Source organism: Phenylobacterium sp., assembly GCF_036563385.1.
Classification (GTDB): domain Bacteria; phylum Pseudomonadota; class Alphaproteobacteria; order Caulobacterales; family Caulobacteraceae; genus Phenylobacterium.
This window is the reverse complement of the sequence record NZ_DATCML010000011.1, coordinates 333,267-358,099: the sequence shown is the minus strand read 5'-3', so window position 1 is coordinate 358,099 and position 24,833 is coordinate 333,267. Positions and strand designations below refer to the sequence as shown.

The 24,833-nt window shown below is 71.1% G+C and carries 24 protein-coding genes; 7 read left to right on the top strand and 17 right to left on the bottom strand.

Going from position 1 to position 24,833, the window contains the following annotated elements:
* Positions 1 to 27 precede the first annotated feature (27 nt).
* The 9 genes from VIL67_RS09865 to VIL67_RS09825 form a co-directional block, all read right to left on the bottom strand.
* Positions 28 to 2,622, bottom strand: coding sequence for a helicase-related protein (locus VIL67_RS09865; RefSeq protein ID WP_332048708.1), 2,595 nt, complete (start codon positions 2,620 to 2,622; stop codon positions 28 to 30).
* A 167-nt stretch (positions 2,623 to 2,789) separates the two neighbouring features.
* The gene (mtnN, locus tag VIL67_RS09860; protein ID WP_332048707.1) at positions 2,790 to 3,527 is read right to left on the bottom strand and encodes a 5'-methylthioadenosine/S-adenosylhomocysteine nucleosidase; all 738 of its coding nucleotides are present in this window, start codon (positions 3,525 to 3,527) and stop codon (positions 2,790 to 2,792) included.
* Between the two features lie 2 nt (positions 3,528 to 3,529).
* Positions 3,530 to 3,931 carry a cytidine deaminase gene (gene cdd / locus VIL67_RS09855; protein WP_332048706.1) on the bottom strand — a complete coding sequence of 134 codons (402 nt, stop codon included), beginning with the start codon at positions 3,929 to 3,931 and terminating at the stop codon, positions 3,530 to 3,532.
* A 61-nt stretch (positions 3,932 to 3,992) separates the two neighbouring features.
* The gene (locus VIL67_RS09850) at positions 3,993 to 7,322 is read right to left on the bottom strand and encodes a transcription-repair coupling factor (protein ID WP_332048705.1); all 3,330 of its coding nucleotides are present in this window, start codon (positions 7,320 to 7,322) and stop codon (positions 3,993 to 3,995) included.
* A 53-nt stretch (positions 7,323 to 7,375) separates the two neighbouring features.
* Positions 7,376 to 7,852, bottom strand: a complete 477-nt coding sequence (gene greA / locus VIL67_RS09845; RefSeq protein WP_332048704.1) for a transcription elongation factor GreA — start codon at positions 7,850 to 7,852, stop codon at positions 7,376 to 7,378.
* Between the two features lie 48 nt (positions 7,853 to 7,900).
* Entirely contained in the window at positions 7,901 to 9,037 is a 1,137-nt protein-coding gene (locus VIL67_RS09840) for an ABC transporter permease (protein WP_332048703.1), read from the bottom strand.
* The gene (locus VIL67_RS09835; protein WP_332048702.1) at positions 9,034 to 9,951 is read right to left on the bottom strand and encodes an ABC transporter ATP-binding protein; all 918 of its coding nucleotides are present in this window, start codon (positions 9,949 to 9,951) and stop codon (positions 9,034 to 9,036) included. The genes VIL67_RS09840 and VIL67_RS09835 overlap by 4 nt, the downstream gene beginning before the upstream one ends.
* Positions 9,948 to 10,913: an HlyD family secretion protein gene (locus tag VIL67_RS09830; RefSeq protein WP_332048701.1), complete on the bottom strand. Its 966-nt coding sequence runs from the start codon at positions 10,911 to 10,913 to the stop codon at positions 9,948 to 9,950. The genes VIL67_RS09835 and VIL67_RS09830 overlap by 4 nt, the downstream gene beginning before the upstream one ends.
* Positions 10,910 to 11,536, bottom strand: coding sequence for a TetR/AcrR family transcriptional regulator (locus VIL67_RS09825; protein ID WP_332048700.1), 627 nt, complete (start codon positions 11,534 to 11,536; stop codon positions 10,910 to 10,912). The genes VIL67_RS09830 and VIL67_RS09825 overlap by 4 nt, the downstream gene beginning before the upstream one ends.
* Before the next feature lie 263 nt (positions 11,537 to 11,799).
* Between VIL67_RS09825 and VIL67_RS09820 the strand changes: the two genes are divergently transcribed.
* Positions 11,800 to 12,501: a M23 family metallopeptidase gene (locus VIL67_RS09820; protein ID WP_332048699.1), complete on the top strand. Its 702-nt coding sequence runs from the start codon at positions 11,800 to 11,802 to the stop codon at positions 12,499 to 12,501.
* A gap of 377 nt (positions 12,502 to 12,878) precedes the next feature.
* On the opposite strand, the gene VIL67_RS09815 is transcribed toward VIL67_RS09820, so the two are convergent.
* Together VIL67_RS09815 and VIL67_RS09810 are read right to left on the bottom strand one after the other, a co-directional pair.
* On the bottom strand, positions 12,879 to 13,082 hold the full coding sequence (locus VIL67_RS09815; protein WP_332048698.1) for a hypothetical protein: 204 nt from the start codon (positions 13,080 to 13,082) through the stop codon (positions 12,879 to 12,881).
* A 58-nt stretch (positions 13,083 to 13,140) separates the two neighbouring features.
* Positions 13,141 to 13,350, bottom strand: a complete 210-nt coding sequence (locus VIL67_RS09810; protein WP_332048697.1) for a cold-shock protein — start codon at positions 13,348 to 13,350, stop codon at positions 13,141 to 13,143.
* A gap of 247 nt (positions 13,351 to 13,597) precedes the next feature.
* On the opposite strand from VIL67_RS09810, the gene VIL67_RS09805 reads away from it, so the two are divergent.
* Positions 13,598 to 13,789 (top strand): hypothetical protein, encoded by a 192-nt coding sequence (locus VIL67_RS09805; protein ID WP_332048696.1) that lies wholly within the window; start codon positions 13,598 to 13,600, stop codon positions 13,787 to 13,789.
* A gap of 105 nt (positions 13,790 to 13,894) precedes the next feature.
* A complete protein-coding gene (rpmB, locus tag VIL67_RS09800) occupies positions 13,895 to 14,194 on the top strand; it encodes a 50S ribosomal protein L28 (RefSeq protein WP_332048695.1) in 300 nt (99 codons plus the stop codon).
* Positions 14,195 to 14,302: 108 nt separating this feature from the next.
* Here rpmB and VIL67_RS09795 read toward each other — a convergent pair whose 3' ends face one another.
* The gene (locus VIL67_RS09795; RefSeq protein ID WP_332048694.1) at positions 14,303 to 15,283 is read right to left on the bottom strand and encodes an esterase-like activity of phytase family protein; all 981 of its coding nucleotides are present in this window, start codon (positions 15,281 to 15,283) and stop codon (positions 14,303 to 14,305) included.
* A complete protein-coding gene (gene cobT / locus VIL67_RS09790) occupies positions 15,280 to 17,229 on the bottom strand; it encodes a cobaltochelatase subunit CobT (RefSeq protein WP_332048693.1) in 1,950 nt (649 codons plus the stop codon). The genes VIL67_RS09795 and cobT overlap by 4 nt, the downstream gene beginning before the upstream one ends.
* Before the next feature lie 156 nt (positions 17,230 to 17,385).
* Between cobT and VIL67_RS09785 the strand changes: the two genes are divergently transcribed.
* Positions 17,386 to 17,562 (top strand): DUF1328 domain-containing protein, encoded by a 177-nt coding sequence (locus VIL67_RS09785; protein WP_332048692.1) that lies wholly within the window; start codon positions 17,386 to 17,388, stop codon positions 17,560 to 17,562.
* Between the two features lie 121 nt (positions 17,563 to 17,683).
* Here the strand turns inward: VIL67_RS09785 and VIL67_RS09780 are convergent, their stop codons facing one another.
* Both VIL67_RS09780 and cobS read right to left on the bottom strand, forming a co-directional pair.
* Positions 17,684 to 18,874 (bottom strand): DUF3089 domain-containing protein, encoded by a 1,191-nt coding sequence (locus VIL67_RS09780; protein ID WP_332048691.1) that lies wholly within the window; start codon positions 18,872 to 18,874, stop codon positions 17,684 to 17,686.
* A gap of 194 nt (positions 18,875 to 19,068) precedes the next feature.
* Positions 19,069 to 20,070, bottom strand: coding sequence for a cobaltochelatase subunit CobS (cobS, locus tag VIL67_RS09775; protein WP_332048690.1), 1,002 nt, complete (start codon positions 20,068 to 20,070; stop codon positions 19,069 to 19,071).
* Positions 20,071 to 20,160: 90 nt separating this feature from the next.
* On the opposite strand from cobS, the gene VIL67_RS09770 reads away from it, so the two are divergent.
* Positions 20,161 to 21,033: a TauD/TfdA dioxygenase family protein gene (locus VIL67_RS09770; protein ID WP_332048689.1), complete on the top strand. Its 873-nt coding sequence runs from the start codon at positions 20,161 to 20,163 to the stop codon at positions 21,031 to 21,033.
* Here the strand turns inward: VIL67_RS09770 and uvsE are convergent.
* Both uvsE and VIL67_RS09760 read right to left on the bottom strand, forming a co-directional pair.
* Entirely contained in the window at positions 21,030 to 22,118 is a 1,089-nt protein-coding gene (gene uvsE, locus VIL67_RS09765) for a UV DNA damage repair endonuclease UvsE (RefSeq protein ID WP_332048688.1), read from the bottom strand. The genes VIL67_RS09770 and uvsE overlap by 4 nt on opposite strands.
* The gene (locus tag VIL67_RS09760; protein ID WP_332048687.1) at positions 22,115 to 23,218 is read right to left on the bottom strand and encodes a hypothetical protein; all 1,104 of its coding nucleotides are present in this window, start codon (positions 23,216 to 23,218) and stop codon (positions 22,115 to 22,117) included. Before VIL67_RS09760 ends, uvsE begins: the two co-directional genes overlap by 4 nt.
* 384 nt (positions 23,219 to 23,602) lie before the next feature.
* Between VIL67_RS09760 and VIL67_RS09755 the strand changes: the two genes are divergently transcribed.
* Both VIL67_RS09755 and VIL67_RS09750 read left to right on the top strand, forming a co-directional pair.
* Complete coding sequence (locus VIL67_RS09755; RefSeq protein WP_332048686.1) at positions 23,603 to 24,292, top strand: alternative oxidase; 690 nt, start codon at positions 23,603 to 23,605, stop codon at positions 24,290 to 24,292.
* A gap of 133 nt (positions 24,293 to 24,425) precedes the next feature.
* The gene (locus VIL67_RS09750) at positions 24,426 to 24,833 is read left to right on the top strand and encodes a helix-turn-helix domain-containing protein (RefSeq protein WP_332048685.1); all 408 of its coding nucleotides are present in this window, start codon (positions 24,426 to 24,428) and stop codon (positions 24,831 to 24,833) included.

The window sequence follows — 24,833 nt, the reverse complement described above, 5'->3', positions numbered from 1 at the left end:
GACCTGCGAAGCCTTGGCGAAGGCGGGTCATGCCACCACGGCCTGGGGCTTGCGGCGCCGGGGACGGCGGCGGCGGGTGGAGGGGGCAGCTGCAGGGGCGGCCGGGCCGGGCGGGACGGCGGGCGGCGCCGGTGCGGCCTTGAGGGCGGCCAAAGCGGCGAAGGGCGAGTGCGGGCGGGCGGGCTCGGGGCGGCTTTGCGGCCCACGCTCGCCGCGGCGTCGCCAGGCCACCGGCTCGTCGTCCTTCGGACGGTTCACGGGCGCGAAGCCCAGCCCGCGCAGGATGTCCTTCGCCTCCGCCTCGCTCCAGCCGAGCTCGTCCCGAGCCTGGTCGGTAAGCACCGAGCCGCCGGCCAGCTTGGGGCCTTCGCGAAGAAGCTCGTCGAGGCGCTCCAGCTGCTCGACTGGCACGCCACGTTCGCGGACGGCGCGCAGGCCGTAGGCCGACAGGGTCCGGGCCGGCGGCGTCGGCTGCGGCAGGCGGGTCATGCCGTCTGCGGGGCGCCAGTCCGGGGTCTCGCGCTGGGCGTAAGCCTGGGTCAGCGCCCGGGCCTGCGGCTTCAGCACGGCCGGCATGAAGATCGAGAAAGCGCCCAGGCGCACCCCAAGGCCGCGGAGCGCGCGGCGCTCCACCTGGCTGAGCTGGCGGGCTTCCTGGCGGACGAGGCCGCGGTCGAGCACGCCGCCGTTCTCCACCAGGCGATAGGCGATGCCGCGGGCAAGACCCTTGATGCGGCCCTCGGCGATGGCGCCTTCCAGCTTGCGGAGCGGTCCCAGCCTGCGGCCGGCCTCGCCCGCGACGAAGGCCTCCAGCCGGCGGGCCGCGCGCTGGCGGGCCGCCTCGGGGCCAAGGTCGCCGAAGAGGCGCACGCGCGGACTGAACGGCTGGCCGCCGCTGATCGCGCCCGCCGCCTCGCCGCGCCACAGCACGACGCCGTCGGGGGTGATGGCGAAGGCCTCATCCGGCTCGGCGGCGAGCTGGCCCAGGCGCCGGGCGATCTCGGGGCCAACGGCGTGGGTCGCAGCCGCCCGGAGGGCTTTTTCCTCCAGCGCGGATCCGCCCTGAGCGGCCTCGAAGCGCACGCCCGTGAGCTTGCCGACGAAGTGGCCTTCGACCGTCACCGTGCCGTCCCCAGCGACGCCCGCCAGCATGTCCTCGCGCACTCGCAGGCCGCGCATCAAGGCGCTGGTCCTCCGGTCGACGAACCGGGCCATCAGCTTCTCGTGCAGGGTGTCGGAGAGCCGGTCTTCTAGCTGCCGGGTCTGGCCTTGCCAGCCGGCGGGGTCCTTGAGCCAGTCGGGGCGGTTGGCCACGTAGGCGAGGGTCCGCACGCTAGCCAGGCGGGCGGCCAGGGCGTCGATCTCCCCATCCGTGCGGTCGAGCTGGGCGTACTGGCGGGCGATCCAGTCATCGCTCATCCGGCCGCCCTTGCCGCTCAGCTGGAAGAAGAAGGTCTTCACGAGGCCGACGTGCTCGTCGATGGCCACCTTGCGGAAGTCGGGAGTCTGGCAGACGTCCCACAGCCGCATCAGGGTGCCGCGCCCCTTGGCCCGATCCACCACGTCGGGGTCGTCGGCCAGCCGGCGGAGCGTCGTCTCGTCCAGCGCCTCGGCCGAGAGCTTCAGCCCCTCGCGGTCCGGCGTCTGGGCCAGCGAGCGGAGCAGCAGCGGCAGGCTGTCGAAGTCCAGCCGATGGTTGCGCCACTCGGCGCCTGGCACGGGCTCGAACTCATGGTTCTGGACGGCCTCGACCAGTTCGGAATCGAGCTCCTCGGCCTCGCCCGTGACCCCGAAGGTCCCGTCCTTCATGTAGCGGCCGGCGCGGCCGGCGATCTGGCCGATCTCCTGCGGGTGCAGCCAGCGGGTTCGCTTGCCGTCGAACTTTCGCAAGCCTGCGAAGGCCACATGGTCCACGTCCATGTTCAGGCCCATGCCGATGGCGTCGGTGGCCACCAGGAAGTCCACCTCGCCCGACTGATAAAGCTCCACCTGGGCGTTGCGGGTGCGGGGGCTGAGCGAACCCATGACCACGGCGGCGCCGCCGCGCTGGCGGCGGATCAGCTCGGCGATGGCGTAGACCTGGTCCGCAGAGAAGGCCACCACCGCTGAGCGGCGGGGCAGGCGCGTGAGCTTCTTCGGGCCGGCGTAGGTGAGGCTGGAGAACCGGTCGCGGCCGACGATCTCGGCGTGCGGCAGCAGGCGGCGCACGAGCGGGGCCATGGTGGCGGCGCCCAACAGCATCGTCTCGCACGTCCCGCGTGCGTGCAGCAGGCGCTGGGTGAAGACGTGGCCCCGTTCAGGGTCGGCGCAGAGCTGAATCTCGTCGATCGCCAGGAACTCCACCTCCCGGGAGAGCGGCATGGCCTCGACGGTGCAGACGAAATAGTGCGGCCGCGGCGGGATGATCTTTTCTTCGCCGGTGATCAGGGCGACGGCGCGGGCGCCCCGCAGCCGGACGATCTTGTCGTAGACCTCGCGCGCCAGCAGGCGCAGCGGCAGGCCGATCATCCCGGAGGCGTGGCCGAGCATGCGCTCCACCGCCAGGTGGGTCTTGCCGGTGTTGGTCGGGCCAAGCACCGCGACCAACCGCGGCGGGGCCGCGCCAGAGGGACGGTCGCTCATGTGAGGAAAATGGGGTTGGGCGAGGAGTCGGGCAAGCGAAGCCGTGCTCGGTCAAAGGTCAGGGCAGGAACAGCCTCGAAACCGGCCAACGCTTTCGAACTCCTACGCAATTACCTGCACTACAAGACAGGACGCACGAACGGTTACGACGTTCCGTAGCCCATCATTTATGAGGCGCTGGATTTGAGGAGCGACAGCAGCTCCGGGACGCAAAGGGCGGAATTCCGCGCGGCCATTTCGGCCATCTGCGGGTAGGTGAGGTGGCTCTCTTCGCCGGCCAGGTCCGAGAGCGTGCGGATGACGTAGAGCGGGACGTCCCAGGCCTCGGCCACCTGCTGGACGGCCCCGGATTCCATGTCGACGCCCAGGGCGCCGAAACGTGCGCGGAGCCGGTCGCGGGTGGCTGCGCAGTTCAGGAAGTAGTCGCCGGTGACGACGCCGCCGAGGCGCACAGGCCCGGCCGCGCGGTCCCGCACCGCCTCGGCCAGGCGTTCCAGCACGCGACGCACGTCGGCGCCGACAGGCGGCAGCTCGGAAAGCGGCGGCGCGCCGATCGGGATGACGCCTGAGGCCGTGGCGGTGAACTTGCCGGCGGAGACGACGCCGTAGTCGTGCGTCGCCAGCCAATCGGCCAGCACCAGGGCGCCCACCGGCAGCTCCGGATCCAGGCCGCCGGCGACCCCCGAGAAGACCAGGGCGCGCGCCCCGAACACCGCCAGCAGCAGGGTGGCGGCGGCCGCGGCGTTGACCTTGCCGATGCCGCACTGGGCGAGCGCCAGGTCCTCCCCGTCCAGGGACCCGCGCCAGACGCGGGTGGGGCCGTGCCGCACCGGTTCGGGATGCAGGTCGAGCCGCTCGGCCACGGCCTGCAGTTCCTCGGGCGTGGCGCAGAGGATCCCGTACATGCTCAGCGCGGAGCCAAGCGGAACCCGAGCGGCAGCAGCTCTTCGATGGTGTGGCGCTCTTCTTCGCCTTCGGCGGTGACGGAGACCACCTCGCAGCCGGGCTCGGCGAACTCGAAGATCTTCTGCCGGCACCCGCCGCACGGCCAGATGAAGCCCGGCAGGTTCGAGGCGAGATAGACCCTCCGGATCGCCCTGCCGCCGTGGGTGACCATGTCGGAGATGGCGCTGGCCTCGGCGCAGACGCCTTGCGGATAGGCGGCGTTCTCCACGTTGACGCCCAGGTGCAGGCGACCGTCCACGCCCTCCACCGCGGCGGCCACGTGGACGCCGGAGTAGGGCGCGTGGGCGTTCACCAGGACCCGCCGGAGCTGTTCGGCGATGGCGGGCGTGAGCGGCGGGGTCATGCGGAGGGGCGTCCCAGGTCTTCGAAGGGACGTTCGAGACTAGCGCGCCGGCAGGTCCCGTCTACTGCCGTTTCGCGGCGAGCGCTTCGAGCAGCGCGCGGACGTCGGCCACACGGCCGGCGTCCTCTGGCGCGGGCTTGCTCCAGACCAGCCGGCCGTCCTTGAAGGCGGCGTCCGGGGCTCCCTTCAACGGGCCGGGATCCCCGCCCTCGAGGGTGAGCGCCACCGCCTTGGGCCCGGCGTCCACGCGCAGGACCCCCGCGGCGAGCGCCAGAGTCCGGAGGCGCGCCCGGTCGAGGAGGGCCAGGCTCGCCTCCGGCAGGGCGCCGAAGCGGTCTTCCAGCTCCTCGGCGAACGCCTCGACCTCCTCGAGGTCGGCCATGCGGGCGAGGCGGGCGTAGAGGTTGAGCCGGGTGGTGGGGTCGGGGACATAGGTCTCCGGGATCGCGCCGGTCAGGCCGAGGTTCAGCTCCGGCTCCCAGTCGGGTCCGGCGATCTCGCCCTTGGCCACGCGGACGGCGCGGGTCAGCAGGCGCTGGTAGAGCGAGGCGCCGATCAGCTTCAGGTGTCCCGCCTGCTCCTCGCCGATGAGGTCGCCGGCGCCGCGCAGCTCCAGGTCGCGGGCGCTGATCGCCAGGCCCGAGCCCAGGCGGTCGAAGGCCACCAGGGTGGAGAGCCGGGCGCGGGTCGCCTCCGCGATCTCCTCGGCCGGGTCCGTCAGGAGGTAGGTGACGCCCTGCGCCCGGCCGCGTCCCACGCGGCCGCGCAGCTGGTGCAGCTGGGCCAGGCCGAAGCGGTCGGCGCGGAAGACCAGCATGGTGTTGGCGCGCGGCACGTCGAGCCCGCTCTCGATGATGTTGGTGGCCAGTAGGACGTCGCCCTCGCCGGCGGCGAAGCCCACCATGGCCTGGTCCACCTCGTCCGGCGGCAGCTCGCCGTGGGCGACCACCGTGGTGAGCTCGGGGGCCACGCGGGCCAGCTCCTCGGTCATCGGGCCGATGTCCTCGATGCGCGGGACGACGACGAAGCTCTGGCCGCCGCGCCGCTTCTCGCGCAGCAGGGCGGTGCGGGCGGTAGCCGCGTCAAACGGGGCGAGGAAGGTGCGGACCGGCCGGCGGCGCGCCGGGGGCGTGGCGATGACGCTGACGTCCTCGATCCCCACCATGGCCAGCTGCAGGGTCCGCGGGATTGGGGTGGCCGTCATGGTCAGCAGGTGGGCGTTGGGCGCCAGGTCCTTCAGCTGCTGCTTCAGCTTGGCGCCGAACCTCTGCTCCTCGTCGATGATCAGCAGGCCGAGGTCCGCGAAGGCGACGTCCTTGGCGCCCAGCGCATGGGTGCCGACCACGATGCGGATGGACCCGTCGGCCAGGCCTTCCTTCACGCGCCTGGCCTCGGCCGGAGAGACCAGCCGTGAGAGGCGCGCCACCGGCAGGTCGAAACCGGCGAAGCGGCGACGGAAACCCTCGTAGTGCTGGCGCGCCAGGACGGTGGTGGGCGCAACCACCGCCACCTGCTTACCCGCCAGCGCCGCGGCGGCGGCTGCGCGCAGGGCGACCTCGGTTTTGCCGAAACCCACGTCGCCGCAGACCAGCCGGCTCATCACCCGGCCGGACGCCATGTCGGAGAGAACGGCTTCGATGGCGGCGGCCTGGTCCGGGGTCTCCGGATAGGGGAAGCGGGCGGCGAAGCGGGCGTAGGCGGCCTTCGGCGGCTCCAGCACCTCGCCCTTCGTCTCGGCGCGGGCGCGGGCGACCTCCACCAGGTGCTCGGCCGTGCGGTCGATGTCGGCGCTGAGTTCGATACGCCGCTTCTGCCAGGCGTCGGTATGCAGCCGGTCGAGGCTGACCGCCTCGGCCTCGCCGCTGTAGCGCCACAGCTTGCCGAATTCCTCCACGGGCACGAGCAGGCTGGCGCCGCCGTGATATTCGAGCCGCACCGCGTCGCGGGGCTCTCCGGCTACCTCCACGGTCTCCAGGGCCTGCAGCACCCCAAGGCCATGGTCTTCGTGGATCACCACGTCGCCCACCCGCAGATCGGGATCGGTGACCAGGCTGTCGGCGCTCTGCCCGCCGCGGACCGCGATCCGGCCGCCCAGCACGTCGGAGGCAGTGACCACCACCAAGCCCGCGGCGGCGTCTTCGAAGCCGGCCTCCAGGTCGGCGGTGAGCGAGAGCAGGGCGCCGGGCGCCGCCGCGGTCGCCTCGGACCAGTCCGTCGCCGGCTGCGGGGTCAGCCCCGCGCCACGCTGGACCGCTCGGGAGAGGGAGCGCAACTCGTGCGGCAGGCCGGCCAGGACCACCCGGGCGCCGCCGTCCAGCCGCGCCTGCACGAAGTCGGAGAAGGCGCGGCCGGGGTTGCGCTCCAGGGCGAAGCGCGGGACGCGCGACGCCTCGCCCTCGAGCTCGGCGGCCTCGAGCTTCCGGACCGCGGTCTCGAACTGACGAACGGTGAGGTAGAGGGCGTCGGGCGCGGCCTGGCCGCCGTCGCCGAGGGAGCGGCTGGCCTCATAAGCCTCGGCGACCTGGTCCGAGAGGTCCGCCACGCGCCGGGCGACCTTGGAGTCGACCACGCAGGCCGCGGGGCCCAGCAGGGCGAACACGGTCTGCATCTTGCCGTAGATCGAAGGCGCCCGGTGCTCGACGCCGGGCGGCCGCTCGGCCTCGGGATCGTCCAGGATCGCCTCGGAGGCGGGGCCGAGCAGCACCTCGGCGACGTCCCCCTCGCTGCGCTGGCTGAGCGGATCGTAGCGGCGGATCGCGCCGACCACCTCGTCGTCGGCCAGCTCGAAGCGCACCGGCCCCTCGGCGGCGGCCGGGAAGATGTCGACCACGGCGCCCAGGATGGCGATCTCGCCCGGTTCGTCGATGCGGTCGTCGAAGACGTAGCCGGTGCGCCGGGCGAAGCCTTCCAGGGTCTCGCGCGGCAGGCGCTCGCCCGTCCGGACGCAGAGGAAGGCGTCCTTCAGCGCCTTTTTGGGCGGGACCCTCTGCAGCAGGGCCTCGGCGCTGGCCACCAGGACGCGCGCGCCCTCCGCCGACTCAGCGAGCCGGGTCAGCACGGCCATGCGGCGGCCCATGGTCTCGCGGGAGGGAGAGGCGCGGTCATAGGGCAGGCAGTCCCAGGGCGGTAGCACCAGGACCTCCACCTCGGGCGCGAACTGGCGCAGCGCCCGGCCGATCTCGTCGGCGCGACGTTCGCTGGAGGCCACGTAGAGCAGGTTCGGATGCTCGGCGCTGAGCCGGCGGAGCCGGTGGGCGGTCCAGGCGGTGGGTGGTTGCGGCTGCTCCTCGCCGCGGCCGGCCGGCCGCTCCGGCGGGGCGGCGGCGGCCGGCGCCAGAGGGGCGTCGGCGTGAGCCGGATGATCGATGTGGGTCGAGGCGTCGTCCATCATGTCCCCCGCGCTTGGCGCAAGGCCAACTCACGGCGGGGGCGCGCGTTCCCGGCTCAACGGACCGCGATGATCTCCACCTCGGCGCCGTTCACCTCGGCGACGTCGCCGACGCTCTTGCCGAGCATGGCCTTGGCCAGGGGGGAGGCGTAGAAGATGGCGCCCTTGGCGGGATCGGCCTCGTCCTCGCCGACGATGCGCCAGCTCTGCCGGCGGCCGTCCTCGCGCTCGATCTCGACGGTGCGGCCGAACTGGACCTTGCCGGCCTCCGGCGCGGGCTCGGTGAGTTGGGCGGTCGCCCGGCGCTGGGACCAGTAGCGCAGGTCGCGGGTGGCCCGGGCCATGGCGGTGCGGTCGGACTTCACGTCGCCGGCCTGGGCGGCCTGGTAGGCGGCGCGCGCGGCGGCGAGCTCGGCCTCGATGGCGGCCAGGCCCGAGGCGGTGACGAGGTTGGGATGCGACGAGATCGGCCGGTCCGGCAGGTCGGCGGCCTGGCTCTCGTAATCCTCTTCCTTGGTGAAGGCGACGGCCATGGGTTCCTACCTAGGCCTTCAATGGCCAAGGCGGAAGCCGCGTTCCCGCTAGTCCAGCGTCCGGCGGTAGCGGGCCAGGGCCAGCGCCGCGACGATGCAGACGAAGGCGGTGAGGGCGGCGAGCTCGCGCCACATGTCGTCCAGCCCCTGGCCCTTCAGCAGGGCGCCGCGCACCACCCGCAGGAAGTGGGTCACCGGGATGGCCTCGCCGAGCGCCTGCGCCCACAGGGGCATGCCGCGGAACGGGAACATGAAGCCGGAGAGCAGGATCGAGGGCAGGATGTAGAAGACGCTCATCTGCATGGCCTGCAGCTGGGAGGCGGCGGCGGTGGAGATCAGAAAGCCCAGGGCCAGCGAGCCCACGATGAACAGGGCGACGCCGAGGGCCAGGCCGGTCCAGCCGCCCTGGAAGGGCACGTGGAAGATCAGGCGCGAGAGGGTCAGGATCAGGGCGGTCTGCACCAGGCCGATGGCCACGTAGGGCGCGAGCTTGCCGACCATGACCTCCAGCGGCTGCACGGGGCTGGCCAGCAGGCTCTCCATGGTGCCGCGCTCCGTCTCGCGGGTGACCGACAGCGAGGTCATCATCACCAGGGTCATGGAGAGGATCACGCCCAGCAGGCCCGGCACGATGTTGTAGGCGGTGACCGCCTCGGGATTGAACCGGCGATGCACCACCACCTCGAACGGGGGAACGGCCTGCGCCCGGGACGCCAGTGCGCCCTTGAGGTCGTGGGCCAGGGCCTGCCGAGGCAGGGCGGCCAGGGCCGCCACGGCGCCGCTGGTGGCCGAGGGATCGGTGGCGTCGGCCTCCACCAGGATCTGCGGGCGGTCGCCGCGCGCTACGCGGCGGGTGAAATCGCCCGGCACGATCACCGCGAACTGCACCTCGCCCCGGCGGATCAGCTCGTCGAGCTCGGCGGTGGAGCGGGCCTGGGCGGTGAGGTCGAAGAAGGCGCTGCGCTGCAGGGCGCCGACGATCGAGCGGGCGAAGACCGAGTCCTCCTGCACCAGCACCGCGGTGGGCAGGTGGCGCGGCTCGGAATTGATGGCGAAGCCGAACAGCAGCAGCTGGATCACCGGCAGGGCCAGCATCATGGCGTAGGTCAGGCGGTCGCGGGTGAGCTGCTTGACCTCCTTGATCGTTACCGCCGCCACGCGGACGAGGGAGAAGGCGCGGGTCATGCGGCGTTGTCCTGCGCCTGGCCCATCAGCTGGATGAACACGTCCTCCAGTGTGGGCGGGACCTCGCTCCAGCGGAACGGGGCGCGGCGCCAGGGCGCGATGGCGGCCTCCAGCGCGGCACGGTCGGTCCCGCTGACGTGCAGGGCCGCGCCGAACGGGGCGGCGCTCTCCACCCCGGGGCGAGCGGCCAGCTCGCCGGCGATCCGGTCGGCGCCGGGACCCTCGGCGCGCAGGGTCACCAGGCGCGAGGCGGCGATCACCTCGGCGGCCGTCCCGCGGGCGATCAGCCGGCCGTAGCTGATGTAGGCGATCTCGTGGCAGCGCTCGGCCTCGTCCATGTAGTGGGTGGAGACCAGCACGGTCAGCCCCTGGGCCGAGAGGGCGTGGATCTCGTCCCAGAAGGTGCGCCGCGCCTTGGGATCGACGCCGGCGGTGGGCTCGTCGAGCAGCAGCAGGCGCGGCTCGTGCAGGGTGGCGGCGGCGAGCGCCAGCCGCTGCTTCCAGCCGCCGGACAGCGTGCCGGCCAGCTGGTTGCGCCGCCCCTCCAGCCCCAGCCGGGCGATCGCCTGGTCGACCCGCTCGCGCCCGCGGTCCAGCTCGTGGGCGCGGGCGGCGAACCGCAGGTTCTCAGCGATGGTGAGGTCCTCGTAGAGCGAGAACCGCTGGGTCATGTAGCCGGTGCGCCGCTTGATCTCGCCGGCCTCGCGCAGGATGTCGAAGCCCAGCGCCTGGCCGTGGCCGCTGTCAGCGGTGAGCAGGCCGCAGAGCATGCGCAGCGTGGTGGTCTTGCCCGAGCCGTTGGGACCCAGGAAGCCGCAGATCCGGCCGGCCTCCAGGGCTAGGTCGACGTCCTGCACCACGCGCCGCGCGCCGAAGCTCTTGTTCAGCCCCCGCACGTCGATGGCCAGGCTCACCGGAGCGGCTCCACGTCCACCGGCTGGCCGGGGCTCAGCCGGGCCGACGGGATCGCTTCGACGAGGTAGACCAGCCGGTCGCGTGCCTCGCGGGAATAGATGACCGGCGGCGTGAACTCGGGACGGGGGCTGACGAAGACGATCCGCGCCGCAAGCCCGTGGGCGCAGCCGTCGCAGGAGAACCGCACGGTCCGGCCGGGCCGGTAGGCGGCGAGCGCCTGTTCGGGCACGAAGAACCGCAGCTTGATCCGGTCGTCCGGCAACAGGGAAACGACCGGCTGGTTGGCCGGGGCCCACTCGCCGGCTTGGAAGAACACCTCCTCGACGCGGGCGGCGACCGGGGCGGCGGGCGACAGGTCCTGCAGGCGGGCCGAGGCGCCGCTGAGGGCGGCGCGGGCCTGGGCGACGCGGCTGTCGGCGGCCCGGACCTGGTCCTCGCGGGCGCCCAGGGTGGCGGCGTCGCGCTGGCGGCGGGCGGCGGCGAGCTGGGCGCGGGCGGCCTGGGCCGCGGCGCGCGCGTCGTCGAGGCGGGCGGGCGCGTAAATACCGCGCCGAACCAGCGGCTCGACCCGGCGCAGGTCGGCCTCGGCGTCGCGGGCGCGGGCCTCCGCGGCGGCGATGTTGGCGTCGTAGACGGAGAGCTCGAGGGGCCGGAGGCCCTTGCGGGCGTCGCTGGCTTGCGCCTCGGCGGCGGCGACCTCAGCCTGCGCCTGGTCCCGCTGCGCCGCGAGCTGGGCGGGGTCGACCACGAACAGCGCCTGGCCGGCGGCGACGGCCTGGCCGCGGGCGACCAGCATCCGCTCGACCTGGCCGGAGACCGGCGCGGCCAGGTAGAGCGGCTCGCCCTCCACGTAGCCGGTCAGGGTGCGCGCGGCGCTGAACCGCGGGAGCAGCACCAGCAAGGCGACGATGGCGAGGCCCGCGAGCGCCAGCGCCGCGACCAGCACGCGCTGACGGCTCACGGCGCGACACCCCGGAGATAGAGCTCCACATGCTGGTCGACCAGCTGCGGCAGGTCGAAGCCGGGCGCGCCTACGGGCACGAAGGTCTCGCGCCAGATCACCCCCACCAGCACGGGCGCTACGAGTTGCAGGGCGTAGGCGCGGGGGTCGCCCGGCCGCACCTCGCCGCGCGCCTGGGCCTGTTCGATGGCGGCGGACAGCGCGCCCAGCATGTGGGCCACGAGCTCGTCGTGCCAGATGCGCGCGAGCTCGGGGAAGTTGCGCGCCTCGCCGATCACCATCTTCACCACCCCGCCGACGGAGGTGGTGGCGGCCACGCGTCCCACCTGGGCGGCCAAGGCGCGCACCAGCTCCGGGAACGGGCCGGGGTGGGCCGCCAGCATGGCGCGGGCAAGGTGCAGGTTCGGGGCGACCGCCTGCTCCACCACCGCGCGGAAGATGTCTTCCTTGGTGTCGAAGTAGAGATAGAGGCCGCCCTTGGAGACCCCAGCTCGGGCGGCGATCTCATCCAGCTTTGCGGCGGCGAAGCCCTTCTCGGCAAACACCTGCAGCGCAGCCTGGACGATCTCGCCCGGCCGGTCAGCCTTGCGGCGACGGAACTTGGGTTCACCAGCCGGTAGCATGCTCCCCCCGTGATAACTGACCAGTCAGTTATTTAGCTCTTTTTGAGTGCGTGTGGCAACCCGGCGTTACGCGGCGGCGGCTTGTCGCATCGCAAGTGATTGAAACATGCCCATATTCCGCCCGGATGCTCGGCTAGGTGGTGAGCGTCCCAACGGACTCCGCGGCCCGGGCGGCCGCGACGAAGATCAGAACGCATCACGCGGACCACGAAGCCGGCGCAAACGTCCGGCGCGGCCGCACGCATCGAGTGAAGGGTGGACCCATGCTGCGCATTCGTTTGCGCGCCGCTGAGACGGCGAAAGAAAGGCTGGCGCAGGCTGTGGCCGTGGGCGCGGTGCTGGCCGGCACGGCGGCGCTGGCCATGCCAGCCGCCCGCGACGTGGGGGTTCGGGCCACCCGGGTGTCGGTGGGCGCCGTGCAGCAGATCGAATTGCGGGGCGTGTTCGCTCCGGCCGCGCCGGCAACCCGGCTGGTCTGGGAGGGCGCCGACGTGGACGGCGACGGCGAAGCCGACTTCGCCAATCCGACCGGCCACCAGCCCCGCGGCCACGACGCCTACGGCCAAGGGGAGTTCGGCGCGTCTCGCGACGGCGGCGTCCGTCGGCACGAAGGCGTCGACTACGCGGCGGAAGCCGGCCAGACGGTGCTCGCGCCGATCTCCGGCTACGTCACCAAGATCGGCTACGCCTACGCCGGCGACCGCGACCTGAAGTTCGTGGAGATCACCAATCCCGCCCTGCGCTTCGCTGCGCGGGTGTTCTACGTGAACCCGGACGTGGAGGTGGGCGACACCGTCGCGGTCGGCCGCCCGATCGGCGAGGCTCACAGCCTGCAGCGCAAATACCCCGGCGGGATGACCGACCACGTCCACCTCGAGCTGATGGACAAGGGCCGGCGGATCGACGCCACCGAGGTTCTCACGGCCCGCTACGAGCCGGTCGCGGATAGCCAGGCCGCGGACTGAGATCCCGCGCCGGCGCCAGCACGGTGTCGGTTAAGAGCTGACGGGAACTTCTGGAACACCGCCGGCACGAATCAGGACCGAATCGCTGACTCGCCGCGATTCGATCTTTGTTCTCTACAAGCTATTGTAGTCGAGTCGCCGGCGGCCACAACGAGCGTGGCCTCGCACGCGGCTCCCGGTGAGATCAGGTCGAGGGCTTGAGGTGCAGGATCGGGCGGCTCGAAGCCGTCCGGGGCGGGGCGACCGGACGCGCCGGCAGAGCGCTGGTCTTCGTGAGGCGGAAGACAGGCTGGCCGCCGAGGCGCGGCCGTCGGCGAACGATTTGGGTCATGGTGTGGTGTTCCGGATCGGCGGACGCTGAAAGGGCCGAACGGCGCTCAATCGGCGGCGGCCATGGCTTGCGGGGTCTTGCACGCGGCGGTGCAGATCGCTTCGAGATAGCTGGCGATGTTGCGCGGGGCGAGCAGGGCGTCGACGGCCCTGCAGCCTTCGGCCTTCAGGCGGGCCTTCAGGGCGACGAGGTTCTGGACCTCGCCCGAGCGGGCGAGCTCGAAGGCGCGTTCGATCGTGGAGCGGGACATGGTTGCGCGCGGCGGCCTCGGAGCCGGCCAGAGGGCCGGATCCGGGCCGCCTTCGGCCTTAGGCGGCTTGCAGCTGGCCGGCGGACATCTTGCCGCTGCGCGCGTCGCGCTCCAGCTCGTAGCCGAGCTTCTGGCCTTCCTGCAGCGAGCCGAGGCTCGAACGCTCCACGGCGGAGATGTGGACGAACACGTCCGGGCCGCCGGCGTCAGGTTGAATGAAGCCGAAGCCTTTGGTCGGGTTGAACCACTTCACGGTGCCGGTCGTCATAGTCGTAATCTTTCGAATTCGAGTGTTCGCGCGCCCGGGATCGGGCGGCAGATCAAGTTTTCGGAGAGGATCTTGGAGGTCTCGAACCCTGGGCGAATAACGCGTGGGGGCGGGGCGACCGAGCCAATGCGAATTTGATAGCGAGCAGTCTCGCACGATTTCCGTGGCGCCGCCACACAATTCGGCCATGCACAGATATATGAGCCGCGACGCTGGTATTATTACGAGGCGAGACCTAGATCGGGAGATGCAAACTTTTCGAGCCTACATTCAGAACGCCGCCGGCGCCGTCACCTGGGCCGCGTGGATCGAAGCCGACCACCGTCAGGACGCCGAGAGCCAGGCCAGCGCCCTGTGCCCGGGTCAGACCCCCATGCTCGACCTCTGGTCCGCCACCGAGCGCAAGCTGGCGGATTCCTGCCGGCTGGACCCGGTCTGACGGGCCGCGCGGGTTGACGGGGAAGGGCCGCTTCCTCTATATCGCCCGCTCCTCGCGCGGACGGCTCGTCCGCCGATCCCATTTCCACGCGAAGGTTACCTCGCTATGTCGCGTCGCTGCGAACTCACCGGTGTCGGCCCGATGGTCGGCCACAATGTGAGCCACTCGAACATCAAGACCAAGCGCCGCTTCCTGCCGGCGCTGCAACCGGTGACGCTGCAGTCCGAAGCGCTCGGCCAGTCGTTCAAGCTGCGGGTCCGCAATGCGGCCCTGCGCACCCTGGACTTCAAGGGTGGCCTCGACGCCTTCCTGATCAAGGCGAAGGACGAGGACCTGTCCCCGCGCGCCCTGAAGATCAAGCGTCAGGTGAAGGCCAAGCTCGCCGAGCAGGCCCCGGCCGCGTAAGCGCCGAACAGAGTGTCGTTCCGAAAGGGCCGCCCCCCGGGGCGGCCCTTTTGCTTTGTCCGTCTTTCCCGCTGCAACGTCTCCCCCGCTTCGCAGGGAAGGCAAGGGCTAGGGGCGCCAGTCGAAGGCGAGCAGCAGGGTGCGCTGGTCGGTCGGGGCGCCGGCGAAGCTGCCGAAGTTGTCGTCGGAGACCAGATAGAGGCGGATCGCGCCGCGGGGGCCGGGGACGGCGGCGACGCCTTCGAAGTTGTCGACGCTGAGCGGCCGGGCCAGGTCGAGGGTGTCGATCACCCGCCCGTCGCGCTCAAGGATCTTCACCCGGATGGTGTTGCCGGCGAGCGGCGTGAACCAGCGGAGCAGGGCTACGGCGCGGCCATCCGGCAGCACGTCGAGGCTGGTCAGCTCCAGCCCATCGAGGGCGACGTCGAAGCTGCGCGTGCAGGCCGCGGCCAGACGGCAGAGGAAGGTCTGGCCCGTCCCCTCCAGGCCCGTCCGGTAGGCGTCGGGGCCGGAGGCGGGATCCGCCGCCAGAGCTTCCATGCCCTTGTTGAAGCGGTAGGCGATATCGGGCTGCGGCGCCTCCACCGGCGGGCCGCCCGCGGCAGGGTAGCGGAGGATGCGGTCATTCTGCTCGAAGCTGACCAGCAGGTCGCCGCCCGGCAGCAGGGCGACGCCCTCGGAGTCATATTCACGCTGGCCGCCCGCGAAGAGATCGGCGCCCGCGGAGTCCTTGAGGCCCACCAGGGCGGCGTCGGCCAGACCGACGAGGCGACCGCCCCGGTCCAGGACCAGCCTGGCGCGCAGCAGGTCGGACTGGTCGCTCATCGCCGTGAGGCGCCCATCGGGAGTCACCTTGAGATCGGAGAGGCCATGCAGCCGGGCGGTCTGGCGCGAGCTCAGGGACAGGCCGCCAGCGTAGGTAAAGCGTCCGAGCCGCACGTGGGCGGGGTCGCGCGGGTCGAGGGGCACGGCCTTGCCGTCGACCACGATGGCCGCAGCATAGGGTAGCGGCGCCGGCGGGAGAGACGCGCCCGGGCTGACGCACCCGGCGAGCGCCAGGGCGAACAGCGGCCCAGGCAGGCGCCTCAAGCCACCGACCTCCGCACTTCCTTGAAGGTGGAGCGGCGAGGGGCGCCGGAGGGCCCTTGCGTGTTCGGCGGCGGCTGCAGGAGGCCTGCGGTGCGCCGGGTGGCCTTGCGCGGCTCTTCGTCGAACAGCTCGGCGAGCTGGTCGGTGATCGCGCCGGCCAGCTGCTCCACGTCGACGATGGTGACGGCGCGGCGGTAGTAGCGGGTCACGTCGTGGCCGATGCCGATGGCGATCAGCTGGACGGGGCTCTTGCTCTCGATCTCGGCAATCACCTCGCGCAGGTGGCGCTCCAGGTAATGTCCCGAGTTAACGGACAGCGTGCTGTCGTCGACCGGCGCGCCGTCCGAGATGACCATCAGGATGCGGCGCTGCTCGGGCCGGCCGATCAGGCGCTGGTGGGCCCACATCAGGGCTTCGCCGTCGATGTTCTCCTTGAGCAGCCCCTCGCGCATCATCAGGCCGAGATTGCGCCGGGCGCGCCGCCACGGCGCGTCGGCCGCCTTGTAGATGATGTGGCGCAGGTCGTTCAGGCGGCCGGGCTGGGCGGGCTTGCCCGCCTTCAGCCAGTCCTCACGGCTCTGGCCGCCCTTCCAGGCGCGGGTGGTGAAACCGAGGATCTCGGTCTTGACGCCGCAGCGCTCCAGGGTGCGCGCCAGGATGTCGGCGCAGACCGCCGCGACCATGATCGGCCGGCCGCGCATCGAGCCCGAATTGTCGATCAGGATGGTCACGACGGTGTCGCGGAACTCGGTGTCCTCCTCCTCCTTGAAGGAGAGCGGCGCGGTGGGGTCGATGATCACCCGCGTGAGGCGGGCGACGTCCAGGAGGCCCTCCTCGAGGTCGAAGCTCCAGGAGCGGTTCTGCTGGGCGAGCAGCTTGCGCTGCAGGCGATTGGCGAGGCGCGAGACCACGCTCGACAGGCTGGCCAGCTGCTGGTCGAGGTAGGCGCGCAGCCGCGTCAGTTCCTCGCCGTCGCAGAGCTCCTCGGCGGCGACGATCTCGTCGAAGGCCGTGGTGAAGACCTTGTAGGTCGCCACCTTGGCGTCGCCCTTGAAGTCTGGGCGGGCGGGCTGTTCGCCCTCGCCCATGTCCGGCGGCTCGTCGGTGTCCTGGGCGTCGGGATCGTCCTCCGCCTGCATCATCTGGCTGTCGGCGTCCTCGCTTTCGCTGTGGGTCGCCTCGGACTCGTCCATGGCCGTCTGCTGCGGCGACTGGCCTTCGCCGTCGCCCTCGTCCTGGTCGTCTTGCGCCTCGGGCTCGCCCTCCTCGCCGGAATCCTCGTCCTGTTCGGCGGGGTCGGGCGCGTCGGACAGGTCGTCGCCCATCTTCAGGTCGCGCAGGATGGCGCGGGCCACCTTGGCGAAGGCCTTCTGGTCGTCGATGAGGTCGGCCAGCCGGTCGAGGTCGGCGCCGGCCTTGGCCTCCACCTCCTCGCGGAACAGGTTGACCAGCGGCTGGGCCGAAGCCGGCGGCTTCTCGCCCGTGAGCCGCTCGCGCACCATCAGCGACACCACTTCCGCCAGCGGCGGGTTGGCGAGGGCCTCCACCTGGTTGAAGGTCCGCTTGGCCCAGGCCTGGTCCATCACCGCCCTGAGGTTGTCGCGCACCCCGCCCATGGCGTTGGCGCCGATCGCCTCGATGCGGGCCTGCTCGATCCCGTCGTAGATCGGCTGCCCGAGCGCGGACGCGGGGCGCGCCTTGGCGTGGGCGGCCGGGTCGTGGTGGGCGATGCGCAGGGCCATCTGGTCGGCGAGGCCGCGGATCCGCGCCGCGTCGGGGCCGGTCAGATCGCGCGGCGGGTGCGGCAGGACGGCGCGCTTGCCGGACAGCTGCGGGCCCTCGCCGGAATAGACGATCTCCATGTCCGGCGTCTCGGCGAGCGAGCGCGCCGCGTGCGCCAGCGCACGCTTGAACGGCTCCAGCGGGCTTTCGGGGTTCTTCGCCATGGCGTCCGTCTTAGATCAGGGCTGACGCGGCGCGAAACAAGGAAGTTGCGGCCGACGATTTTGAGCCGCTGGTCACGCTGGCGCGGGAACATCCACGGCCAAGCCGCGGTTACTAGGCCGAGCCGTGTTGTGGCTCAGTCCTGAGGAGAGAGCGCCATGCTGAAGTGGGCTCTGATCTTCGCGATCGTCGCCCTTGTGGCGGGCGCCATGGGCTTCGGCGGCATCGCCGGCGCCTCGGCGGGTATCGCCAAGATCCTGTTCTTCCTGTTCGTGGTGGGCTTCCTGGTCTTCCTCGTCATGGGCCTGATGGCCGGACGAAAGATGACAAGGTAGCGCTGCTCCGGCAGACGCGAAGAAAGAGCGCCCGCTCTCCGGTCGGAGAGCGGGCGTTTTCTGTTCAGATCAGGATCGTCCTGGCCGGAAAAGCCCGGCGACGACGATGCAGAAGGGTTGGCTACTTCTTCGCGAGGTAGGCCTTCGACTGCTGGCCGACGATGTCCACCAGATTTCCCATGGCGACGTTCACGTCGATCAGGTGCAGGCCCCAATCCTTCATCACCGTGCCTGCGTTGACCACGTCGCCGGCGATGTCGTCGGTGCGCGGGTCGGCCGGGTTGGCGTTCACGTGGACCTCCAGGTAGCTGAAGCCGTCCTTGCTGACGCACTGGCCGGTGAGCAGGCCCGGGACCGCCACGAACGGGGTCGCCGGCTGCGGCTTGCCCTTCACCCAGGTGGGCGGCGCCACTGAGGAGGAGGCGATCGCCGCGCCGTTGCCGAGATAGGCCTTCAGCTCGCCCTTGCCGCCGGCCAAGTTGGCCGGGTTGGTGCAGGCGGCCTCCATGTTGGGCTGCTGGACACGGCCGAAGCGGCTGTTCGCGGGCGGCGGGATGGTGTCGCGGAAGGTCACGTAGGAGATGGCGCAGCCGATCTGGCCCGCGGTGCGGCAGAGCGGGATGGTCTTGAAGACGCCCGTCTCCTTGCCCTTCTCGACGCCCAGGTTGGAGCCGAGAATGAGGGCCGAGATCAGCTGCTTCTGGACCGGCTTGCCCTCGACCTCGGCCGGGATCATCCGGGCGAGCACGCCCGAGCCCTGGGAGTGGCCGATCAGGACCACGCCGCGGCCCTTGTTCTCGTGCTGGAGGTAGTGGTTCCAGGCGTCGACCACGTCGCTGTAGCCGACCTGGCGCACGGCCGGATCCATGGAGCCCGGCATCGGCGTCCCCGCGGAGGCGGCGCGCAGGGCGGTGAGGGTGAACTGCCGGTAGAGCGGGGCGTAGATCCGGCACTTGGAGCCGAACCGCGCCAGCTGCTGCTTCACCACGTTCAGCTCTTCCGGCCCGGCGTTCATGTCCGAGGTGATCCCCGGATCATTGGAGACCGTCGGATAGACGTAGAAGCAGTCGATGGGCGCCTTCGGATCGGCCTTGAACTGTTCGACGCTGGTCGTGCCGTCGGCCTTGATCACCGTGGTGGTGAGGTCGATGGCGCAGGCGTCGCCGGCCTTGCCCGGGAAGCACAGCCAGTTGGCCTTGTTGGCGTAGTCGTTCCTGGCGCCAGCCTGGGCCGGCCCTGCGGTCTGGGCCGAAGCCCCCGTAACGGCGAAGCCGGCCGCCAGCGCGAGCGCCGTCAGCGTGGTCCTGATCATCGTTTCCCCCAGCAAAAATGTTCGAAGTATGGGTTTGATGATCGCCGCAGACGGGTCGTCCGTCCACCCCTTCCGCTCATCCCGGCGCAAGCCGGGACCCAAGCGGCTGTCCGCAACGAAACAGCCCCGGAGGTTCGCACCTCCGGCGCCATGATCTGGCTGAGCTTGAGTCTCGGCTTTCGGGAGGGGCGGAGTTAAGCCACCCGCACCCGGGCGGTGCTTTCCGGCAGGTCCTGGCCGAAGGCGCGCTGGAAGAACTCGGCGACGGTGCCGCGCTCCAGCTCGTCGCACTTGTTCAGGAAGGTCATCCGGAAGGCGAGCGCGATGTCGCCGCCGAAGATCTCGGCGTTCTGGGCCCAGGTGATCACGGTTCGCGGGCTCATGACGGTGGAGATGTCGCCGTTCATGAAGGCGTTGCGGGTCATGTCGGCGACGCGGACCATGGCGTTGATCGTGCGGCGGCCCTCGGCGTTGGCGTAGTTCGGCGCCTTGGCCAGCACGATCTCGGCTTCCACGTCGTGCGACAGGTAGTTCAGCGTCGTGACGATGGACCAGCGGTCCATCTGGCCTTGGTTGATCTGCTGGGTGCCGTGGTAGAGGCCGGTGGTGTCGCCCAGGCCGATGGTGTTGGTCGTGGAGAACAGGCGGAACCAGGGGTTCGGCCGGATCACCCGGTTTTGGTCGAGCAGGGTCAGCTTACCCTGGGCCTCCAGCACCCGCTGAATTACGAACATCACGTCGGGGCGGCCGGCGTCGTACTCGTCGAAGACGAGGGCGATGGGCCGCTGGATCGCCCAGGGAAGGATGCCCTCCCGGAACTCGGTGATCTGCTTGCCTTCCTTCAGGACGATGGCGTCCTTGCCCACCAGGTCGATGCGGCTGACGTGGCTGTCGAGGTTGACCCGGATCAGCGGCCAGTTGAGGCGCGCGGCCACCTGCTCGATGTGGGTCGACTTGCCGGTGCCGTGATAGCCCTGGACCATGACCCGGCGGTCGAAGGAGAAGCCCGCCAGGATCGCCCGGGTCGTCTCTGGATCGAACTTGTAGGCCGGGTCCACGTCGGGGACGTGCGGGTCGCGCTCGCCGAAGGCGGGCGCCTGCATGTCGAAATCCACGCCGAACGCGTCGCGCGCGGAGACCTTCTGGTCCGGGACCAGGGAAACGAGCTTGTCTTCGGTGGTGTCGAAAGCGGCCATGACGGAGGTTCGATTACAGGCTTGCCCGAGCGGAAGCAAACGGGTGTTCAATGCAGGGGACGCCGAAATCCGGCGCCGGGAGGACCCGCGATGCTGCAGGCAGCCGAAGGCGCTTATCGAACGATAACCGTGCGGCCGGAGCCCTCGGGCTTTGGCGCCGAGATCACCGGGCTCGACCTCTCCCGGCCCCTAGATAGGGAGCAGCTGGCCGAGGTGAAGGCCGCCTGGGCGGCGCACGCGGTGGTGCGCTTCCCGGACCAGCCGCTGGACCTAGACCAGCTGGAGGCCTTCACCCTGCAGATCGGGCCGTTCGGCGAGGACCCCTTCATCAAGCCCATGCCGGGCCGGCCCAACGTGCTGGAGCTGCGCCGCGAGCCCGACGAGAAGGCCACCAACTTCGGCGCCGGCTGGCACTCGGACTGGAGCTTCCAACCGACGCCGCCGGCGGCGACCCTGCTGCATTCGGAAGTGGTCCCGCACGTGGGCGGAGACACCCTCTTCTGCGATTGCACGCGGGCTTACGAGGCCCTGTCGCCAACGATGCGATCGATGCTGGCGCCGCTGCGCGCGGTCCATTCCGCCGGCCGGGCCTACGGGACCAAGGGCGTGTTCGCCCGCGAGACCGAGAGGCGGACGATGCAGATCATCGTCTCCGAGGAGGCCGACAAGACCCACACGCACCCGCTGGTGCGGACCCATCCGGTGACCGGGCGCAAGGCGCTCTTCATCTCGCCGGTCTACACCTTGGGGATCGAGGGGCTGAGCCCGCAGGAGAGCCAGGCCATCCTCGGCTACCTGTTCGGCCACATGACCCAGGACGCCTTCGTCTACCGCCACCGCTGGCGGCCGCGGATGCTGCTGATGTGGGACAACCGCTGCACCATGCACCTGGCCGAAGGCGGTTATGACGGCCACCTGCGGGTCATGCACCGCACGACCGTAGCCGGCGACGTCCCGGCCTAGCCGAAGGCGCGCGGCTCGTCCGGCAGGCGGCGGGCGCCCTCATCCGGGTCCTCGTCGGCCATGGCCTCGGCCTCCTCGCCGCCAACAAGCTCGGGCTCGGCGGCCTCGGCCGGGCTGATGCCGAAGCGGGCCGCGACGTCGGGCGCGAGGCGGGCGAGATCGGCGCGCAGCTTCAGCAGCGCCAGGTCCTTGGCCTTGCCCTCCAGCATCACGTCGAACACCAGGCCGTCGGCGTCGCGCATGAAGCGGGCGAACTCGAAGGGGTTGGTGAAGTCGGCGTGGTTGGTGATCACCGGGGGCAGGAGGGCGGTGGTCTTCTTGCGGGTCTTGGGATGGGTGCGCACCAGCTCGCGCAGCTCCATCCGCGGGCTCGAGAAGTGGATCTTCGGCCGCTCGCCCACGGGCCAAGTGGCGAGGATGCGGCGGAGCACGTCGATCATCTCCAGCCGCTCGGGGTTCAGGCACCAGAAGTGCTGGTAGTCGAAGACGCAGCGCACGCCGGTGCGCTCGTGGATCCAGAGGACGTCGGCGGCGCTGAAGCGGACGTCGTCGTGCTCCAGCACCAGGCGGCTGCGGACGTGGTCGGGCAGGGTCTCCCAGCGCCGGGCCCAGCGGGCGCGGCTCTCGACGAGGTCGCCATAGACGCCGCCCACATGGGTGACCATCACGGCCTCGGGCCCGAGCTCCATGCGGTCCAGCATCTCGGCCTGGGAGGCGAGGTCCCAGATGCTTTTCTTCGTCAGGCTCTCGTCCGGGCTGTTCAGCAGCACGAACTGCGAGGGGTGGAAGGACAGGCGCATGCCGAGCTGCTTCGCCTTGGCGCCCAGGGCGCGCAGCTCGGCGTCGCTTTCGGCCACCATGCCGTGGAACTGCGGCATGTCCGGGTGGGTGGCGTAGGGGGCGAGGTCGGACGACAGGCGGTACATGTCGATCCGCCTGGAGGCGAGGTAGTCTAGGAGCTGGTCGACGTACTCCAGAGACACCTTGAGGTGCGGGCTGCTCTGCCAGCGGCGGGTGTCGTTGCTCTTGATCGGCGCGCCCAGCACCTTCACGGGCACGCCGAGCCGCAGGGGAGTATCGTTCACGCGGGGACCTCCTCTTCGGGGCCGAAGCCCAGGCCGCGGATGAAGCTGTTCCAGTCGGCCGCCCTAAGGGCCCCGCCGGTGGCGGCGCGGTGGCCGGAGCCGTAGTTCTCGTCCGCGCCCGGCGGCGCATGGCGGGCGAGGAAGTCGATCAGGTCGAGGTCGCGGGCGGAGCGGGCGGCGAAGTGGACCCAGCCTGGCCGGAAGCCGGTGTTGGCGGCGATGACCACTTGGCCCCGCAGCCGCGACCGCCACTGCTGGGCGATCAGCGGGTGGATCTGACAGGGCGAGTGGAGGCGGATCAGCGCCACCTCGCCACGCACCTTGGGCGGGACGCGCCGGGCCTGGGCCAGGGCGTCGGCGACCTCGGCCTTCGCGGCATGAAGGGCGGCCGCCTCCGGCAGGTCGCCGGCCAGGATCTCACCGGGACCGTTCGCCCGCAGCAGCACGTCCAGCGCCGGGCCCGCGTCGCCCGAGCCCGTGCGCCGGGGGGCGTTTATCAGGGCCGTCAGCTTGCGCAGCGCGGTGATCCCGTAGCGCCGCCGCGCCGCGTCCATTTCCGGAAATCCAAGGTCCTCGGCCATGTCGCCGACCAGGCCGAGGGCCGCCAGCCACAGGAGGTCGTCCACGTCGGCGAGCGCGGCGGCGGCCCACCAGGCGAGCAGGCTGGCCGTGGGGATCGGCCGGAAGTCCTGGCCGGTGAGGATCGTGACCTCGTCGGGCCAGGCGCCGGCGCGGACCACGTGGTGGTCCACCACCAGGGTCGGGACGCCGGGGAGGATCGTTCCGTCCCTCAGGCTGAGGTCGCAGACCACCAGGCCGCCGGGATCCGCCCGCGCCACCTCGGCGCGCAGGGCGGCGTCCCAGGGGCTCTCGCCGCGCCCGACGATCCGGCGCTGGTGCGGGCGCCCCGCGCATTCGAACGCCCGGGCGAAGATGGCGAGGGCGGACAGCCCGTCGGCGTCGTTGTGGCCGAGGACCAGAACGGGACGGGCGGGATCGAACCGCTTGAGCGCGGCGCGCAGCAGGTCCTGCGCCTCCGCCGAGGCGGAGGGGCAGGAGGTCGGGAAGAGCTGCGAGGCAGGTGCGGCGGCAGGCGGCATGGAGGGCTTAACACGCCCGCGCATGTTCTCTGTTCCAGCTGCGCAAAAGAATATGCGCGAGGCCGGCCGTGGCTCCGCCGCGGCTGCCGGAGCTAGCGCGCGAGGCGCTGCCAGGTGGAGACGCCGAACAGGGTGGCGCCGAAGGTGGCGAACGCCGCCAGCACGATGGCGAGGTAGAGGTCTTGGCCGGTCATGGGAAAGCTCCTTGAACTTGCGCCCGAAGACATGCCGCCGACCTCGCCGCCCGGAAATTCAGGTGGGCTCCCTAAGGGTCTCTACGTAGGGGTTCGCCCCGAATGTCGCCGCGCCGGGGCGGGGTCTATCTAGCCGGTCATCGACGCCGCGGCCGCCGCGGCCTCCCAGAACCAACAAGCGAGTAGAGTGATGACCGCCCCCCTCATCGACCTCAGCGTCCACCATCAGCCGCGCGGCGCTTCCGACCGCATTGCCTACGGCTTCGTGAAGGCCCTGCGCTTCTGCGCCGACACCTTCTTCGCCAAGCGCTACGGCCACCGCGCGGTGGTGCTGGAGACCGTCGCCGCCGTCCCCGGCATGGTCGGCGCCACGCTGAACCACCTGAAGTGCCTGCGTCGGATGGAAGACGACCGCGGCTGGATCAAGACGCTGATGGACGAGGCGGAGAACGAGCGCATGCACCTGATGACCTTCATCGAGGTGTGCAAGCCGACCGCCTTCGAGCGCTTCGTGGTCGTGGCCGTCCAGTGGGTCTTCTACCTGTTCTTCTTCGGCCTCTACCTGGCCAGCTCGAAGACCGCCCACCGTGTGGTCGGCTACTTCGAGGAAGAGGCGGTGATCAGCTACACCCACTACCTCGCCGAGATCGATGAAGGCCGCAGCGAGAACGTCGCCGCTCCCGAGATCGCCATCCGCTACTGGAACCTGCCCAGGACGGCGACGCTGCGCGACGTGGTCGAGGTGGTCCGCGCCGACGAGGCCCACCACCGCGACGTGAACCACGGCTTCGCCAACGAGATCGCCGGCCTGCCCGAGATCGCCGTGGCGCCGTGCCCGCCCCACGTGGTCCTCGAGCCGAACTGGAAGCAGGCCGCTTAGCGGTCCTCAGGAGGGCGGCGGTCGATGCGGCCGCCGCCCCGTTATCGCCCGCAGCACACTGACATGTTCTCTAAAGTGCCATATTGACTTCAAATCGTGGAGCGATAGGGAGCATTTGTAGAGAGGGCATCCGGTGTCACAGGAGTTCTATACCGTCGAGGCGGCGGCCGGCCGGCTGGGGCTGCACCCCAAGACGGTCTTGCGGTTCATCCGTGACGGTCGGCTCAAGGCGGCGCGGATCGGCAAGTCGTACCGGATCCAGCGGTCCGAGCTCGACCGCCTGGCCGGCGCGCCGACCCGACCTGCGGCCGCGGCGCGTGTCACCAGCATCGTCGACGTGGAGGGGGTCGATGCGGCGCTGGCCCAGCGGCTCACCAGCCACCTGACGGCCGTCCGCGGCGGAGCGGCCCCGGGGCGCGAGGCGCTCAACGTCGACGTCGCGCACGATCCGGAGCACGGGCGCCTGAAGATCATCGTCGTGGCCGGACCGGCGGACGCCGCGGCCATGCTGCGGCTCGTCCAGGGCCTTCTGGAGCCCTGA

Excerpts from the sequence above, each read along its gene's own strand:
- cobS (WP_332048690.1), bottom strand. The coding sequence starts at position 20,070 with ATGGCCGCTTTCGACACCACCGAAGACAAGCTCGTTTCCCTGGTCCCG.
- mtnN (WP_332048707.1), bottom strand. The coding sequence starts at position 3,527 with ATGTACGGGATCCTCTGCGCCACGCCCGAGGAACTGCAGGCCGTGGCC.
- cdd (WP_332048706.1), bottom strand. The coding sequence starts at position 3,931 with ATGACCCCGCCGCTCACGCCCGCCATCGCCGAACAGCTCCGGCGGGTC.
- rpmB (WP_332048695.1), top strand. The coding sequence starts at position 13,895 with ATGTCGCGTCGCTGCGAACTCACCGGTGTCGGCCCGATGGTCGGCCAC.
- VIL67_RS09815 (WP_332048698.1), bottom strand. The coding sequence starts at position 13,082 with ATGTCCCGCTCCACGATCGAACGCGCCTTCGAGCTCGCCCGCTCGGGC.
- VIL67_RS09805 (WP_332048696.1), top strand. The coding sequence starts at position 13,598 with ATGCAAACTTTTCGAGCCTACATTCAGAACGCCGCCGGCGCCGTCACC.
- VIL67_RS09760 (WP_332048687.1), bottom strand. The coding sequence starts at position 23,218 with ATGCCGCCTGCCGCCGCACCTGCCTCGCAGCTCTTCCCGACCTCCTGC.
- VIL67_RS09770 (WP_332048689.1), top strand. The coding sequence starts at position 20,161 with ATGCTGCAGGCAGCCGAAGGCGCTTATCGAACGATAACCGTGCGGCCG.
- VIL67_RS09820 (WP_332048699.1), top strand. The coding sequence starts at position 11,800 with ATGCTGCGCATTCGTTTGCGCGCCGCTGAGACGGCGAAAGAAAGGCTG.
- VIL67_RS09780 (WP_332048691.1), bottom strand. The coding sequence starts at position 18,874 with ATGATCAGGACCACGCTGACGGCGCTCGCGCTGGCGGCCGGCTTCGCC.
- greA (WP_332048704.1), bottom strand. The coding sequence starts at position 7,852 with ATGGCCGTCGCCTTCACCAAGGAAGAGGATTACGAGAGCCAGGCCGCC.
- VIL67_RS09755 (WP_332048686.1), top strand. The coding sequence starts at position 23,603 with ATGACCGCCCCCCTCATCGACCTCAGCGTCCACCATCAGCCGCGCGGC.
- VIL67_RS09785 (WP_332048692.1), top strand. The coding sequence starts at position 17,386 with ATGCTGAAGTGGGCTCTGATCTTCGCGATCGTCGCCCTTGTGGCGGGC.
- cobT (WP_332048693.1), bottom strand. The coding sequence starts at position 17,229 with ATGGCGAAGAACCCCGAAAGCCCGCTGGAGCCGTTCAAGCGTGCGCTG.
- VIL67_RS09850 (WP_332048705.1), bottom strand. The coding sequence starts at position 7,322 with ATGATGGACGACGCCTCGACCCACATCGATCATCCGGCTCACGCCGAC.
- VIL67_RS09840 (WP_332048703.1), bottom strand. The coding sequence starts at position 9,037 with ATGACCCGCGCCTTCTCCCTCGTCCGCGTGGCGGCGGTAACGATCAAG.
- VIL67_RS09865 (WP_332048708.1), bottom strand. The coding sequence starts at position 2,622 with ATGAGCGACCGTCCCTCTGGCGCGGCCCCGCCGCGGTTGGTCGCGGTG.
- VIL67_RS09825 (WP_332048700.1), bottom strand. The coding sequence starts at position 11,536 with ATGCTACCGGCTGGTGAACCCAAGTTCCGTCGCCGCAAGGCTGACCGG.
- VIL67_RS09810 (WP_332048697.1), bottom strand. The coding sequence starts at position 13,350 with ATGACGACCGGCACCGTGAAGTGGTTCAACCCGACCAAAGGCTTCGGC.